Annotated in this window: 11 protein-coding genes; 4 read left to right on the top strand and 7 right to left on the bottom strand. The window is 62.8% G+C overall.

What is annotated here, in order from left to right; all coding sequences use genetic code 11:
• Nucleotides 1–60: 60 nt before the first annotated feature.
• Both queA and HJ536_RS21205 read right to left on the bottom strand, forming a co-directional pair.
• Nucleotides 61–1,110: a tRNA preQ1(34) S-adenosylmethionine ribosyltransferase-isomerase QueA gene (gene queA, locus HJ536_RS09415; protein WP_177157517.1), complete on the bottom strand. Its 1,050-nt coding sequence runs from the start codon at nt 1,108–1,110 to the stop codon at nt 61–63.
• A complete protein-coding gene (locus HJ536_RS21205) occupies nt 1,107–4,385 on the bottom strand; it encodes a YhdP family protein (RefSeq protein WP_177157516.1) in 3,279 nt (1,092 codons plus the stop codon). Before HJ536_RS21205 ends, queA begins: the two co-directional genes overlap by 4 nt.
• A 47-nt stretch (nt 4,386–4,432) precedes the next feature.
• Here HJ536_RS21205 and bcp point away from each other — a divergent pair, with 47 nt between their 5' ends.
• The 4 genes from bcp to HJ536_RS09390 all read left to right on the top strand — a co-directional run bounded on the left by bcp (nt 4,433) and on the right by HJ536_RS09390 (nt 7,699).
• The gene (gene bcp, locus HJ536_RS09405) at nt 4,433–4,894 is read left to right on the top strand and encodes a thioredoxin-dependent thiol peroxidase (protein ID WP_176853377.1); all 462 of its coding nucleotides are present in this window, start codon (nt 4,433–4,435) and stop codon (nt 4,892–4,894) included.
• Between the two features lie 17 nt (nt 4,895–4,911).
• Entirely contained in the window at nt 4,912–5,718 is an 807-nt protein-coding gene (locus tag HJ536_RS09400; protein WP_177157670.1) for a ferritin-like domain-containing protein, read from the top strand.
• A gap of 180 nt (nt 5,719–5,898) precedes the next feature.
• A complete protein-coding gene (locus HJ536_RS09395; RefSeq protein ID WP_338082425.1) occupies nt 5,899–7,233 on the top strand; it encodes a DUF5930 domain-containing protein in 1,335 nt (444 codons plus the stop codon).
• Nucleotides 7,223–7,699, top strand: coding sequence for a bactofilin family protein (locus HJ536_RS09390; RefSeq protein ID WP_176853621.1), 477 nt, complete (start codon nt 7,223–7,225; stop codon nt 7,697–7,699). The genes HJ536_RS09395 and HJ536_RS09390 overlap by 11 nt, the downstream gene beginning before the upstream one ends.
• A 99-nt stretch (nt 7,700–7,798) precedes the next feature.
• On the opposite strand, the gene HJ536_RS09385 is transcribed toward HJ536_RS09390, so the two are convergent.
• From HJ536_RS09385 to HJ536_RS09365, 5 genes are all read right to left on the bottom strand, one after another.
• A complete protein-coding gene (locus HJ536_RS09385) occupies nt 7,799–8,581 on the bottom strand; it encodes a DUF2189 domain-containing protein (protein ID WP_177157515.1) in 783 nt (260 codons plus the stop codon).
• Between the two features lie 130 nt (nt 8,582–8,711).
• Nucleotides 8,712–9,839, bottom strand: a complete 1,128-nt coding sequence (gene prfB / locus HJ536_RS09380) for a peptide chain release factor 2 (RefSeq protein ID WP_176853380.1) — start codon at nt 9,837–9,839, stop codon at nt 8,712–8,714.
• 96 nt (nt 9,840–9,935) lie between these two features.
• On the bottom strand, nt 9,936–12,494 hold the full coding sequence (locus HJ536_RS09375; RefSeq protein ID WP_177157514.1) for a PBP1A family penicillin-binding protein: 2,559 nt from the start codon (nt 12,492–12,494) through the stop codon (nt 9,936–9,938).
• Between the two features lie 90 nt (nt 12,495–12,584).
• Entirely contained in the window at nt 12,585–13,802 is a 1,218-nt protein-coding gene (locus HJ536_RS09370; RefSeq protein WP_228028683.1) for an N-acetylmuramoyl-L-alanine amidase, read from the bottom strand.
• Between the two features lie 115 nt (nt 13,803–13,917).
• On the bottom strand, nt 13,918–15,060 hold the full coding sequence (locus HJ536_RS09365) for a pyridoxal phosphate-dependent aminotransferase (protein WP_177157512.1): 1,143 nt from the start codon (nt 15,058–15,060) through the stop codon (nt 13,918–13,920).
• Nucleotides 15,061–15,062: the final 2 nt, after the last annotated feature.

Below are 15,062 nucleotides of genomic sequence, written 5' to 3'. Positions count from 1 at the left end.
TTAGAGCCAAGGTGACCCTATCGGGGGCACATCGCAAGCCCTCAATCCCTGACACACCGACTAGGGAATCAACAGAGAGGCATCCCCATATGAAAAGAAACGGTATTCTTGCGAAATCGCATGGTCGTATGCGGCCAAAATCCGGTCACGACCGACAAGAGCCGACACAAGCATCATCAAAGTCGACTTGGGCAGGTGGAAATTAGTCATCAGGGCATCCGCAACGCGGAACTGGAACCCCGGATAGATAAAAATGTCCGTATCACCGGCCCACGGACGTATCGCGCCGGTGTCACGCGCCGCAGTCTCGATCAGGCGCAGGGCGGTGGTGCCCACGGGGATCACACGCCCGCCAGCGGCCTTGGTCGCGGCGATCTCGGCGGCGGCGGCTTCGCTGACCTCGCCCCATTCAGAGTGCATCTTGTGGGTGGTCACGTCATCGACCTTGACCGGCAGGAACGTCCCCGCCCCCACATGCAGCGTCACATAGGTAAAGCCCACGCCCATCGCCGCCAGCTTGTCCAGAAGCGGCTGGTCAAAGTGCAGGCTGGCCGTGGGGGCCGCCACTGCGCCGGTGTTGCGGGCCCAGACGGTCTGGTAATCCTCTTTGTCCTGACTGTCGGCGGGACGTTTGGCGGCGATATAGGGAGGTAAGGGCATCGCACCCGCCTCGGCCAGCGCCGCATCGAAATCGTCGCCGGTCAGGTTGAATTCCAGAACCGCCTGCCCTTCTTCGCGCGCAACAAGCTGCGCCTTGAGGTCAGCCGAAAACTCGACCCATTCGCCTTCGCCGAGTTTGCGCAGCGGTTTGACCAGCGCGGCCCACTGCCCGTTCGGGCGCGGCTCCAGCAGGGTCACTTCGATTTTGGCACTGACGCGGCCTTGGGCGCTGTCCCGCCAGCGTTGCCCGAACAGGCGCGCGGGAATAACCCGCGTGTCGTTCAGCACCAGCCGGTCGCCTGCCTGCAACAGATCCGGCAGGTCATAGACATGCAGGTCCGTCAGCCCCTCGGGGCGCGACACCAGCAGGCGCGAAGCACTGCGGGGCTTGGCCGGACGGGTGGCGATCAGGCTTTCGGGCAGGTGGAAATCGAAGTCACTTAGTTTCACTGGCTTACCTTTGGCGGAGGACGGCGGAAAATCTCTCTGAACATGCCGGGGGTCAAGACCGAAAGCGGATTGACCCCGACTTGCGGGTCAGAGGTAGAGCCCGTGAGGGTAAAGTTAAACCCGAACAGCCCCTCGCCCTGACGTGTCAGGAAACCGCCGATGCCGTTCAGCATATAGATCGGGGACAGCACGCCTTGCAGGTCCATCCGCCCCGAGACCAGCCCGATCACCCCGTCCAGCGACAGCCCCATCGAAGGGCCGACGGCGCTGGCCTCTTGCAGGATGAACTGCTCGGGGGTCAGGCGGAATTTGGCGTCTACGCTGGAAAAATAGATGCCACCATTGGCCATCTGATCCAGCAGGCCCACCACGCTGACCGCGTTCAACAGGGCCGTCACCGCAGGCGCATCGTAAAGGCGCGTGTTGGTGATCCCCAGCACGCCGTCATACTGGCCGGCGGTTTTGGCGGGGGTCAGTGTCAGCACCATCTGACCGCCATTGGCTTGGGTCAGGATGCCCGCGTCGCGCATGACATCGCCGCCATCCTCGCTGGTGACGCGCACGGCGGTGCGGTCGCGGCTGGGGGCAACCAGCCCCTCAACAGGCGCGCCGCCATTCACCCGTGCCGAGAATGTGCCCCGCAGACCGCCCGTGGTCTCGAAATCCCCGTTGAATTTCTGCAAGGTGATGCTGTTGGCCACGCGGACCTTCATGGCGGACAGGCGGATCGGGCTGCCCTCTTCGTTCGAGGGTTTGGTCTCTGGCATCTTGGAGATATCCAGCAAGCCCCCTGTCAGGGCGATCATCGGAGGGCGCGCGCCGCGCAGGGCCAGATCGACCCGCGAATCCAGCCAGTTCCCTGCCCGCAGGCGCGCCAGATTGACCTCGGCCACCTGATCGGCGGCGTTCATGGACAGACTGCCCTTCAGCGACAGACCGGCGGCCTCGAATTCGATGTTGTTCACGGCCAAGGGGTTCAGTTTGCCAGAAACATCCAGCTTGCCTTCGGCGGCTTTGGCCTTGGCCCAGCCAAGGGCGTCCAGCCCCACCCCGACCCCACGCAGACCGCTGGTCAGGCGGAAGTCGATCGGCTTGTTCGGAGGCAGCTTCAGGTCCAGCGTGCCGGTTCCCTTGCCCGAAACCCGCACCGAGCCAAGGTCGATATTCAACGTATCCAGCGCCCGTTCGCTGAGCTCCACATCGGCGTTTACCGCAGGGATACCGCCCCTCGGCAGGCGGAACGTCCCGTCGAAGGGCAGCGCATCGAACCGGCCCTTGCCGCTGATGCTGACCTCTTCGGGGCGGGCATGAACGGACAGGGTGTCGGCGGCCAGCACGTGATCCTTGACCAGGGTATCGGTGCGCACTTGGCGGACGGTTGCCTTGATGTCGTACTTTACATCGTCCGGCCCAAGCTTGGGCTTAAAGGGAATGCGGATCGTCCCTGTCACGCTGGCCCGACCATCGGCCAAAGTCACCGGCAGGTTCGCCTTGGACATGACCGCCAGCGGCTCTTCGTCGATCAGGCTTAGGAAAGCGGTCACGGTCCCGCTGCCCTTCAGGTCAACGCGGGCATCTTCGGGCGGTCGGCCGAATTTCGGGATTTCATAGCGCGAGCCTGCGATGTCGATCGGCCCGCCCTTTTTCGGGCGCACCTGCCCCTGATCGACCTGCAAGGCAAAGCGGGTGTTGTCCAGCACAGCTCGCCCCGCCGCCCCGCGGATCGGGGACATGGTGTTCACATAGCGCAGATCGGCTCCGTCAAAGCCGAACTCCAGATGGTGGCGAACCTTCTGTCCCGGATCGGCGGTCAGATGAACCTGCACGTCGTGCAACATGCCGCCGGTGATGTTGTCTTTCAGCCAGTCGCGGGTCTTGGCGTCCTTGCCATCGGGCCAATAGGCGAAAACATCGGCGGGCTTTACCTGTTTGGTTTCGGCCAGCAGGCTCATGGCCCAACCGCCTTTTGCGGCCTCGACATGACCAGAAACGTTGGCGGTGCCCTCGGGGACCTGCACGGTCAGTTGCCCCAATTCCAGACGGAAATCGGGAATGCTCAGGCGGAAGCTGGCGTCGGCCTGTTTGATGTCCAGCGCCTTGGTCATGACGCCCACGGGGGCGGCGTTGATCTCGGACAGGCGCACTTGCCCGATCATCGCGTGGGGCCAAGGGCTGCCATCCTCGGTGATCAGGCGGGCGCTGCCTTCGGCCCGACCGCTGATACCGTCACTGTCCACCGACACTTCGTCGAACAGCAGCATCCCAGCGGCGGGCTCGTAGTTGAAATAGGTGCGCGCGCTGTTGAAGGGCACCGGCTTGGCGTCCTGATTGGGGCGCAAACTGCCCTTCCCGACCGAGAGCGAGGCGCTCAGGTTCTCAAGCGCGCCATCGTCCCCAAGCTGACCGCGCAGCGACCCCGACAAGGGCGCATCCAAGGCAGAAAAGAACGACAACGCAGGGGCTTGGGTCGCGATATCCTGTGCCAGCAGGTCACTGACTGTCAGCCCGAAATCCGCGGACATCTCGCCGATGGTGCGCCAATAGCTGCCCTCGATCGTGGCGGCGGTCGCGCCCCCTGTCAGCAGGGTCAAGGCCGAGGCCGCGTGGATATCATTCCCGTCCCGCTCGACCGAGAAACGCCCGCCATCCACCGTCCAAGACCGCTCGGCCCGCTGGTCCACATAGCGCAGGGTCACGCCGTCCAGCTGGACGGTGCGCAGGGGCTCTAGCTCGGGGGTAAAGAACGCGTCGTCCAGAACGGTGATCAGATGGGGGAAGTCCATCTTTTGATCCACGGGCACGTCGGCGGAACTGAAGGCCAGCTCGAACGTCCCATCGGGTCCGCGCGTCAGGTCGATGACCAGACCGTTGATCGCGATGTGTTCAGCCGCCAGCACCCCGCGCAGCAGACTGCGGCCCGCGATATTCACCTTCATATCGGCGATCCGCGCCAGCGCCGCACCATCGGCCTGCTGGATACGGGTGTTCCGCAGATCAATCCACGGGCGCAGCCCCGCGCCAACGGTCAGGTAAATTTCACCCAGTTGCACGCGGGCACCGGTGCCCTGCCCTGCCAAAGCCTTCTCGATCCGCACTTCGGCCCATTCGGGCACCCGCAGCGGACGGTCCACCAGATACAGCGCCCCGCCCACCGGCAGCACCACCGTCACCAGCAAAACGACCGTCAGAAACACCCAAAGCTTCCGGTGGCCACGGGCCTTGCCGGAGTTTTTTTCTGTGGATTCAGCTGCCTCGGTCTCTTTCTTTTTGGTCATCGGGCCCTAGACTGCGCGGAAACAAACAAACTCCAAGGTATATGCCCATGATTGAAGTTGGCGCGAAAGCCCCCGAATTCACACTCCCCCGTGATGGTGGCGGCGAAGTTTCGCTGAGCGGCCTCAGCGGACAGGCCGTGGTTCTGTATTTCTACCCCAAGGATGACACCCCAGGCTGCACCAAAGAGGCCATCGCGTTCACCGAACATGCGGACGCTTTCGGGGCCGCAAACGCTGTGGTTCTGGGAATTTCCAAGGACACCGTTGCCAAGCACGACAAGTTCCGCGACAAGCACGGCCTCAGGGTCGCGCTGCTGTCGGACGAAGCCAGCGACGTCTGCGAACGCTACGGCGTGTGGAAGGAAAAGAACATGTACGGCCGCACCTACATGGGCATCGAACGCACCACGGTGCTGATCGACGCGTCGGGCACCATCGCCCGCATCTGGCCCAAGGTCAAAGTGCCCGGACATGCCGAAGAGGTACTGGAGGCAGTGAAGGCGCTGTGACGAAAACGCTGGCAGACATGGCCACCGAGGTTCTGACCTGCGGTGACGGACGCGAGAAAACCCGCATCTCGAAACAGCACGCAGAGGCCTGGTTCGCCGCGCGCAAGGCTGGCACTCCCATTCCCGTGGGCACCGCCAATCCGCCCTTGCGCCCTGCCCGCCCCGCCAAGCCCGACCTTCTGGACCCGCGCGATGTGCCCCGCCGCCGCCCCGGCAGCCCTCAGGGGCGGATCGCGCTGCTGCACGCGGTGGCGCATATCGAACTGAACGCTGTGGACCTGCATTGGGACATCATCGCGCGGTTCGGCCATGTGCCCATGCCGATGGGGTTTTACGACGACTGGGTGAAATCCGCCGCCGAAGAATCAAAGCATTTCAATCTGGTGTGCAACTGCCTCGAGGCGATGGGCAGCTACTACGGCGCCCTGCCCGCCCACGCCGGCATGTGGCAAGCCGCAGAGGATACCGCCGAAGACCTGCATGGCCGGTTGGCCGTGGTGCCTATGGTCCTTGAGGCCCGCGGGCTGGACGTGACCCCCGGCATGATCGAGATTTTCCGCAAGGCAAACGCCACCGACGCGGTCGAGGCGCTGGAAGTCATCTATTCCGAAGAGGTCGGTCACGTGGCTTTCGGGTCCAAGTGGTTCCACTTCCTCTGCGGGCGCGAGAATCTGGACCCCAAGGATGTGTTCCACGAGCTGGTGCGCAAATATTTCCATGGCCACCTCAAGCCCCCCTTCAACGAGGAAAAGCGCGCAGAGGCCGGAATCCCCCCGGATTTCTACTGGCCGCTGACGGAAACAGGCTCGGTCACGGAAATCTGATCCGGCCCTGCAACTGCGCTGATCCAGAAATCGGCAGGTTCCCGCCGAAATGGCATAATACGGCCATCGCTCGGCGGGTCCGGGGCCAAAAAGGTTGCGTCAAAAAGCGCCCCCGGTTTATCCCCGTGTCACGCCTTCGTGGAGTGTCGGCGTACGTACACGACCCAGGGGACGATACCAGTGAGAAGCCGCGTTAACCGCTTTATCGAAACACGCTTCGGCAATGTGTTTCCGGAACGCCGGGTATTTTTGCGTTCGGACAATGAAACCCGCTTTATCCGCCTGACCCCGCTGACCCAGATTACCGCATTGGGTGGCTTGGCCTTGATCATGTCATGGGCCGCCATCTCGACCTCGATCCTGCTGATGGACAGTATCGGTTCGGGCAACGTGCGGGCGCAGGTGCAGCGCGAACAGGAAAACTACGAAGATCGCCTGAACCGTCTGGCGCTGGAACGCGACATGCGTGCCGAAGAAGCCTCGGCCGCACAGGAACGCTTCAACCTCGCGCTTCAACAGATTTCGGTCATGCAGACCCAGCTTCTGGGCTCCGAAGACCGCCGCCGCGAACTCGAGACCGGCCTGACCGTTGTGCAGGACACCCTGCGCCGCGCCATGACCGAACGCGACACCGCGGCCGAGCGCGCGCAGGCCATGGAAGCCGCGCTGAAGGGCGAAGGTGGCAGCGCCGCCATCCCCATGGGCAGCGAAGTGAACGGCGCCGTCGATGCGCTGACCGTCGCCCTGTCGGAAACCGCCGCCGAGCGTGACGCCAAAGCCCAAGAGGCCCGCGACGCCATGGTGCAGGCCGACGAGATCGCGATGCAGCTGAAGCTGATGCGCGACCAGAACGACCGAGTGTTCCGCCAACTTGAAGAAGCGATGACCGTCTCGGTCGAGCCGCTGAACAAGATGTTCCGTTCGGCCGGTATGAACCCTGACGCCATCATCAACCAGATCCGCAACCGGTACTCCGGTCAGGGCGGTCCGCTGATGCCGCTCAGCTTTGGTCCCGAAGAAGAGCAGCACACCCACGAGATCGACCGCGCAAACCGTCTGCTGGAACAGCTGGACATGCTGAACATCTACCGCATGGCCGCTGAAAAGGCGCCCTTTGCGGTTCCGGTGAAATCCGCGTTCCGTTTCACCAGTGGCTTTGGCATCCGCCGCGACCCCAAAACAGGCGGTCGCCGGATGCACGCCGGTGTAGATTTTGCCGGTCCCACCGGAACGCCGCTTTACGCGACCGCCGATGGCGTAGTAATCCATGCGGGCTGGGCGTCTGGTTATGGTCGTTTGGTTAAAATCCAGCACGAATTTGGTATCGAGACAAGATATGCCCACTTGTCCAAACTTAACGTGACCGTCGGGCAAAGGGTCTCGCGTGGTGACCGTATCGGTGATATGGGAGCTTCAGGGCGCGTGACCGGCGTACACCTGCATTACGAGGTGCGCGTCGGGGGCAAAGCCGTAAACCCGATGGTATATATCAAGGCTGCTAATGATGTTTTCTAAGAGCAAGATCAACGAACCCGGCCCCAAGGCCACCGAAACTCCGGCACCGACTCCCGCTCCTGCTGAGAAGACCGATTTCAAGGCACCCGTGACCAAGGCGAAGCCGCCGGCATCGGTACTGTCGTCGGATCTGCATGTAGAAGGCAATATCCGCACCACCGGTGACGTTCAGGTCGAGGGCACCGTTGACGGTGATATCCGCGCACACCTGCTGACCGTTGGCGAAACCGCCACCATCAAAGGCGAAGTGGTTGCCGATGACGTCGTGATCAATGGCCGTATTGTGGGCCGCGTTCGTGGCCTCAAGGTGCGTCTGACCTCGTCTGCTCGTGTTGAGGGTGACATCATCCACAAGACCATCGCGATCGAAAGCGGTGCGCACTTCGAAGGTTCGGTACAGCGTCAGGACGATCCCCTCTCGACTGCTGGCGCCAAGCGCATCACCGGCCCCGACAGCAACGCATAATCGCTTGCATCTGCGCCCTGGCCACTCGGGCGCGTGGATGGGTTGAAACGCCAAAGGCACCGCATCGCGGTGCCTTTTCTTTTGCGCGGGGCCTAGGGATCAGGCGTTGTTGCTAAGAATCCGGTACAGGTGCCACGTGGCGTGCCCCAGCACCGGCAGCACCAGAAACAGCCCCACAAAGCCCGGCAGCATCGCCACAAAGGTCGAGAGCGCCACAATGGCCGCCCACGCGAACATCGGCACCGGCGCCTGCACCACGACCTCGAAGCTGCTGATCATCGCTGTCACGAAGTCCACATCGCGGTCCACCACCATCGGCAGGCCCACCACGGTGATCGCAAAGATCAGCATGGCAAAGACGGCCCCGACGACCGAACCCACCCCCAGCATCATCAGCCCGTTCGGCGTCAGAAACACCTGCATGGAACTGGAGACGTTGGTCATCGTGCTCAGACCCATGAACAGCGCAAAGATCATATGCGCCAGAAAGAACCAGAACAGGAAGATGATCACCACCACGGCGCTCAGCCACGGCAACTGGCGGCTCCCCTGCCCTTTGACCACGCCAAAGATGCGGTGCCAGTCCATCGCCAGCCCGAACTCGAGCCGCCGCGAGGTTTCATACAGGCCCACCGCCGCAAAGCTGCCCAGCAAAGGAAAGCTGATCACCGCCAGCACCAGCCAATAGGTCTGCCCCGTGGCGATGGTGATAGCACTCATGATCCAGCCGACCACCACATAGACCGCCGCAAAGATCAGCCCGTACACAGGCGAGCGCCGGAAATCCTGAATGCCGCGACGGATCGCCAAAGTGATATCCGCCATGCGGGCTGTTGCCAGTTCAGGTGCTCCGAGCTTGCTCTCGGGCTGGATGGCGTCCATGGATCGTGACCTCCCCTTCATTCTCCAAAGGCGAGACTAGCCCACGTCTTTGCCTGACGCGAAGATGTATTTTGGCTATACCAATTCGAGGGGCCAGAAAAACAAAGGCGACCCGAAGGCCGCCCTGTCATTATTCGCTAAAGTTCGCTTCGGCCCGCGATTTGCCGCTGACATCCAGCGCCAGAGTGGCGGCCATGAAGCCGTCCAGATCGCCGTCCAGCGTCCCTTGGGTATCCGAGGTCTCGTGGCCGGTGCGCAGGTCCTTGACCATCTGGTAGGGCTGCAGAACGTAGGAACGGATCTGGTTGCCCCAACCCGCATCGCCCTTGGCTTCGTGAGCGGCGTTGATGTCCGCGTTCCGGCGGTCCAGCTCCATCTGGTACAGACGCGATTTCAGGGCCTTCATGGCGATATCGCGGTTCTGGTGCTGCGACTTTTCAGACGATGTCACAACAATGCCGGTCGGAATGTGCGTGATCCGCACCGCCGAGTCGGTGGTGTTCACGTGCTGACCACCGGCGCCCGACGAACGATAGGTATCGATGCGGATTTCGCTGGGGTTGATTTCGATCTCGATGTTGTCGTCGACCACGGGGTACACCCAGACCGAGCTGAACGAGGTATGGCGACGCGCCGCCGAGTCGTAGGGCGAAATGCGGACCAGACGGTGCACGCCGCTCTCGGTTTTCAGCCAGCCATAGGCGTTGTGGCCGCTGATCTTGTAGACCACCGATTTGATGCCCGCTTCTTCGCCCGGAGACATGGACTGCAGTTCGACCTTGTAGCCCTTCTTCTCGGCCCAGCGGACGTACATGCGCGCCAGAATCGAGGCCCAGTCGCAGCTTTCAGTACCACCGGCACCCGAGTTGATCTCGAGGAAGGTGTCGTTGCTGTCGGCCTCGCCGTTCAGCAGAGCTTCGAGTTCCTTTTGGGCGGCGCTTTTCGCCAGCTCTTTCAGGGACTTCTCGGCCTCTTTGACGACCTCGTCGTCCTCTTCCATCTCGCCAAGCTCGATCAGTTCGATGTTGTCGGCCAGATCCTGCTTGATGCCTTTGTAGACATCCATCGCGTCGATCAGCACCTGACGGTCGCGCATCAGCTTCTGGGCCGCCTCGGGATCGTCCCACAGGGTCGGGTCCTCGACGCGGGCGTTGAATTCCTCGAGCCGGTGTTGCGCGGTGTCCCAGTTCAGGCGCTGGCGCAACAGCTCCAGCGATTTTTCGATCTCGGCCACGGTGTTCTGTGCTTCTGCGCGCATCGTCGTCCTATGGATTTGAAATGTCTGCGGGCGCCGCGCGGGGCGGCGCACCTTGTCAGGCAGCGGTGATAGACCAGCAAAGGCCCTTGGGCAAGGTCAGTAGAGACCACCAGCACTGAGCGTGCCGAAATCTGCCTTGGGTCCGACAACCGCCGTCCCCCCGCCAGAGGTGGTCACCTGCTTGGGCGCATCGTCGGATTCGCCGCGGTCGAACATCGGCAGGTTCGAGCCCACCGCGAAACCACCGTCGAAGGCCACGCCGAACACCGGCTCTTCGCCATCGCGGAAGTATTCGGCCACCACGTAGTCGCCGCTGGCATCGTCCGCCAGACGCGCACCGGTGAAACGGTCGATCTTGATAAAGTGGCCACCCGGGGGCACCGCGAACGGGCCGCCGCCATATTTCTTGGTCGCCGCCTTCATCAACTCGGTAAAGATCGGACCACAGAGCGTGCCGCCATAGGCGCCCTTGCCCATCGGACGGGGGCTGTCAAAGCCCATGTAGCAGCCCGCCACGATGTTCGAGGTGAAGCCCACGAACCACACGTCTTTGGCGTCGTTGGTGGTACCGGTCTTACCAGCGGTCGGCACCGACAGGTGCACGCTGCTGGCCGCAGTACCGCGCTGGACCACGCCTTCCATCATCGAAGTCAGCTGGTACGCGGTGATCGCATCCATCACACGCTCGCGCTTCGAGGTGATGCGGGGGCCGTGGCCGTTGGGAATCGACGGGTCAGCACAATCGACGCAGGTGCGTTCTTCGTGGCTGTAGATGGTTTTGCCGTAACGGTCCTGAACGCGGTCCACCAGAGTGGGCTGCACACGCTCGCCGCCGTTGGCGAACATCGCATAGGCCGCGACCATCTTGTACAGAGTGGTCTCTTCAGAGCCCAGCGCGTTCGCCAGGAAACGGCCCATGTTGTCATAGACGCCAAAGCGTTCAGCGTAGCGCGCGATGGTGTCCATGCCGACCTCTTGGGCCAGACGCACGGTCATCAGGTTTCGCGACTGCTCGATGCCGGTCCGCAGCGGGGTCGGACCGTAGTATTTGTTCGAGCTGTTCTTGGGGCGCCACAGGCCTTGGGGGGTGTTCAACTCGATCGGAGCGTCGATCACGATGGTCGCGGGCGAATAGCCGCTGTCCAGCGCCGCCGCATACACGAACGGCTTAAAGCTGGAGCCCGGCTGGCGCTGCGCCTGCGTCACGCGGTTAAACACCGAATCCTGATAGGAGAAGCCCCCCTGCATCGCCAGAACGCGGCCGTTTTCCACGTCCATCGCCATCAGACCGCCCTGAATTTCAGGGGTCTGGCGCAGGGTCCAGCGGATAAAGCTGCCATCCGAATCCTTGGTCATGCGGCGGACCAGAACGACGTCGCCCTTTTCGACCAGATCACCGGCAACGCGGGCTTTGTTGGCCAGCTTGCCGCTGTCCAGACGTTTGCGGGCCCACTGCACATCCTCGGCGGGGATGAAGTGGCCATCGCTGTCCTCTTTCACGCCTTCGATGCCGATACGGGCCGCGCTGTCGCCAATGGACAGAACCACGGCGGGGTACCACTGGCCGTCCAGAACGATGTCACGGGGAACCTCGACAGCGGACAGCGCCTCGCGCCAATCGGCTTCGTTATCCAGCTTGGCGGTGTCGATCTTTTTGCCGGTGCCACGCCAGACGCCGATGCCACGGTCATAATCCTCGAGCCCGCGGCGCAGCGCCTCGCCGGCGACGGATTGCAGGTCGGGGTCCACGGTCGCGCGCACCGACAGACCACCGGTAAAGAATTCACCCTCGCCGAAGTCGCTGCTCAGCTGACGGCGGATTTCGTCGGTGAAGTAGTCGCGATAGGGCAGCGCGGTGCGGAAGTCCGCATAATCGCCGTTCTGAACGGATTTCAGCGGCAAAGCGATCTCGGCGTCGCGGATTTCGGCGGTGATATATCCGTTGTCTTCCATCTCGCGCAGAACATAGTTCCGGCGCTCGACGGCCTCGTCATAATCGCGGACGGGGTGCAGCTTGGCCGGTTTCTTGGGCAGCGATGCCAGATAGGCCGCCTCGCCGGGGGTCAGCTCCATCAAGGTCTTGTTGAAATAGGTCTGCGCCGCAGCAGCCACACCATAAGAGTTCGCGCCCAGATAGATCTCGTTCAGATAAAGCTCGAGAATCTGGTCTTTGGTCAGGGTGTGTTCGATACGGGTCGCAAGGATCAGTTCCTTGATCTTGCGCTCGGCCTGACGGTCGCCGGACAGCAGGAAGTTCTTCATCACCTGCTGGGTGATGGTCGAGGCCCCGCGCACGTTGCGCCCGCGCGACACGACTGCATCACGGGCCGCCGAAGCAATCCCGAGCAGGTCATAGCCCGAGTGGTGGTAAAAGTTCTTGTCCTCGGCCGAGATAAACGCGGCCTTGACCAGATCGGGGATCTCGTCGGCGGGCACGAACAGGCGACGTTCCTTGGCGAATTCGTCGATGATCTGGCCTTCGCCGGAATAGATGCGGCTGATGGTGGGGGGCTCGTACTGGGCCAGCGCCTCGTGGCTGGGCAGGTCGCGCGCGTACATCCAGAACACCGCACCAATGCCAAGGGCCACCATGAAGATGCCCAGAGTAATGGCACTAAAGATTGCCCCGAAGAAGGATAAGATGAATCGCACCACTGGCTGGCCCTCGTGTCAAACGTGCCCCCTCATATAGTCCACACCCATTGGGGTCAAAACACAAAGCCCGGATTGTTGCCGAAAGGCGGGCTATTGCCGGATCAGCTGGCCTTCGGCGGCGTCGGCAATGGCCCAATCCAATATGGCGGCGGTGATGGCCCCGGCGGTTTTTGCCCGCCAGTCGGGGTTGGTCAGGTTCGCCCGATCCCGGTCCGAGGACAGGAACCCCACCTCTAGCAGCACGGACGGAATATCGGGGGCCTTGAGCACCGAGAACCCTGCCCCCCGCAAAGGACGCGAGTGCATGGGGTTGCCGTTGGCCTTCAGCGCGTCCAACAGTTCGGCAGCGATGCGGTCCGCGCGGGGCTTCGTGTCGGTACGGGCCAGATCCATCAGCACATGGGCGACCACATCGTCCTGCCCCGTCAGGTCCACCCCCGCCAGCAGATCGGCGCGGTTGTGACGCTCGGCCAGCTTTTGCGAGGCTTTGTCCGAGGCCTCCTCGGCAAGGGTATAGATGGTGGCACCGCTGGCCCCGCCCCCCTCTAGCGCGTCCGCATGAAGCGAGATGAACAGATCGGCACGGGCCTCGTGGGCGATGGTCACACGGGTTTCCAAGGGAACAAAGTCGTCCACCTCTCGGGTCAGGACCACGTTGACCTGACCGGTGCGGACCAGCGCGTCGCGCAGTTCCAGCCCGAAGGTCAACATCAGGTTCTTTTCGTCCCACTTGCCGCGCTGCGCACCGGGGTCAACGCCCCCGTGGCCGGGGTCAATCACCACGGTCAGCTTGCCGTCCCCGCCGTGGCGGCTGCGTGCGGGATCGACCTGCGCGGCGGCGGGCATTCCCCAATCGGGATCAGCGGGCGCCACGGAACGGGCAGCGAAATCGGCAGCGGTGGTGCGGGTCAGGGACAGTTGCAGCTTGGCCTGACCGGTATCGGTGTCGATCCGCAGATCAGAGGCCCCAAGCGCCAGCGGCCCCTCCAGATCCAGAATCATCCGCGTCCAGCCGGGGCGGTACTGGCCGAAACGGGCGTCCTTGATCCCCTGCGAACGTGTCAGGCGCGCAGCATCAAGGCCGGTCCAGTCCACCTCTCGGAAGTCGGCGATCAGGCGGGCGGGGTCGTCCAGAGTGAACACGCGGTAGGGCACGCCTTGGGTCAGGCCAACGGTCAGGGTCAGCCCCCGATCGGTGTCCTGCACTGTGGTCTGATCGGGCAAAACCCGCGCCCGCCCCGTGAAATCGGCAGCCAGCGCGGCGCCTGCCAAACCCAGCGCCAGAACCAAACCTGTAACAATACGCATAACCATCTGCTCGGCCTCTGACCGTGTTTTCCCAGATAGATACACGGTCTGGCCCCCGGCGCAAAGTTATCATGAAGGTGATAACGTAAGGCCCACTAAAGACGGCAGAAAACCGCTATCGGTTTGACATGAATTCGGTCAGACGGCGCAGACCTTCTTCGATATCAGCGGTCGCGCGGGCATAGGAGAACCGCAGCGTCCCCGCCCCGCGATCGGGATCGAAATCCAGACCGGGGGTCACGGCCACGCCAGCCTTGTCCAGAATTTCGGCGCAGAAGGCGCGGCTGTCGTCGGTCAAGTGGCTGACATCCGCATAGACATAGAACGCCCCGTCCGGCGGCGCGATGCGGTCGAAACCGGCCTTGGGCAGCCCTTCGATCATCAGTTGGCGGTTGCGGGTATAGACCTGCAGGTTGGCGTCCAGCTCCTCTTTGCACTCCAGCGCACCAAGGGCCGCGATCTGGCTGGCATGGGGGGCGCAGATAAACATGTTCTGGGCCAAACGCTCGATCCGGCGCACGTGGTCCGGCGGGACCACCATCCAGCCCACGCGCCAACCGGTCATGCTGAAATACTTGGAGAAACTGTTGATGACATAGACATCATCGGACAGCTCCAGCGCGGTGACCGCTTTGGCCTCGTATTCGATGCCGTGGTAGATTTCATCGCTGATAAAGGCGGTGCCCTCAGCCTGCGCGGTGTTGATCAGCGCGCCCAAAGCATCCTTGCCCAGCATCGTCCCCGAAGGGTTCGCGGGGCTGGCGACCATCAGACCCTGCAGCCCCATGCCCGCGAAATCGGACGGTACGGGCTGATAACGGTTCTCCGCCTTGGTCTGCAGCATCACCGGCTCAACGCTCATCGCCTTGAGGATCTGGCGATAGCTGGGATAGCCCGGCGCACCGATCCCCACGCGGTCCCCCGCATCAAAGAGCGCCGTAAACGCCAACAGGAACGCCCCCGAAGAGCCCGACGTCACCACCACCCGCGCGGGGTCCAGATCGACGTTGTACCATTCGCCATACAGCCTCGCGATCCGCGCCCGCAGTTCGGGGATGCCCAAGGCCACGGTGTACCCCAGCGATCCGCCTTCCATCGCGGTGGCCAGCGCCTGACGCGCACCCGAGGGGGCGGCAGTACTGGGCTGACCGACTTCCATATGGATGATGTGGCGCCCGGCCTCTTCGGCACGGCGGGCGGCCTCCATTACATCCATCACGATAAAGGGATCGACATCGCTGCGGGTTGAATTTCGCATGG

It is taken from the genome of Donghicola mangrovi (genome assembly GCF_013377535.1).
Lineage (GTDB): Bacteria > Pseudomonadota > Alphaproteobacteria > Rhodobacterales > Rhodobacteraceae > Donghicola > Donghicola mangrovi.
Note: the sequence above shows the minus strand (reverse complement) of the source record. Positions and strands in the feature narration are given on the sequence as shown.

Excerpts from the sequence above, each read along its gene's own strand:
- HJ536_RS09390 (WP_176853621.1), top strand. The coding sequence starts at position 7,223 with ATGTTTTCTAAGAGCAAGATCAACGAACCCGGCCCCAAGGCCACCGAA.
- HJ536_RS09400 (WP_177157670.1), top strand. The coding sequence starts at position 4,912 with ATGGCCACCGAGGTTCTGACCTGCGGTGACGGACGCGAGAAAACCCGC.
- HJ536_RS09385 (WP_177157515.1), bottom strand. The coding sequence starts at position 8,581 with ATGGACGCCATCCAGCCCGAGAGCAAGCTCGGAGCACCTGAACTGGCA.
- prfB (WP_176853380.1), bottom strand. The coding sequence starts at position 9,839 with ATGCGCGCAGAAGCACAGAACACCGTGGCCGAGATCGAAAAATCGCTG.
- HJ536_RS09365 (WP_177157512.1), bottom strand. The coding sequence starts at position 15,060 with ATGCGAAATTCAACCCGCAGCGATGTCGATCCCTTTATCGTGATGGAT.
- bcp (WP_176853377.1), top strand. The coding sequence starts at position 4,433 with ATGATTGAAGTTGGCGCGAAAGCCCCCGAATTCACACTCCCCCGTGAT.
- HJ536_RS21205 (WP_177157516.1), bottom strand. The coding sequence starts at position 4,385 with ATGACCAAAAAGAAAGAGACCGAGGCAGCTGAATCCACAGAAAAAAAC.
- HJ536_RS09370 (WP_228028683.1), bottom strand. The coding sequence starts at position 13,802 with ATGCGTATTGTTACAGGTTTGGTTCTGGCGCTGGGTTTGGCAGGCGCC.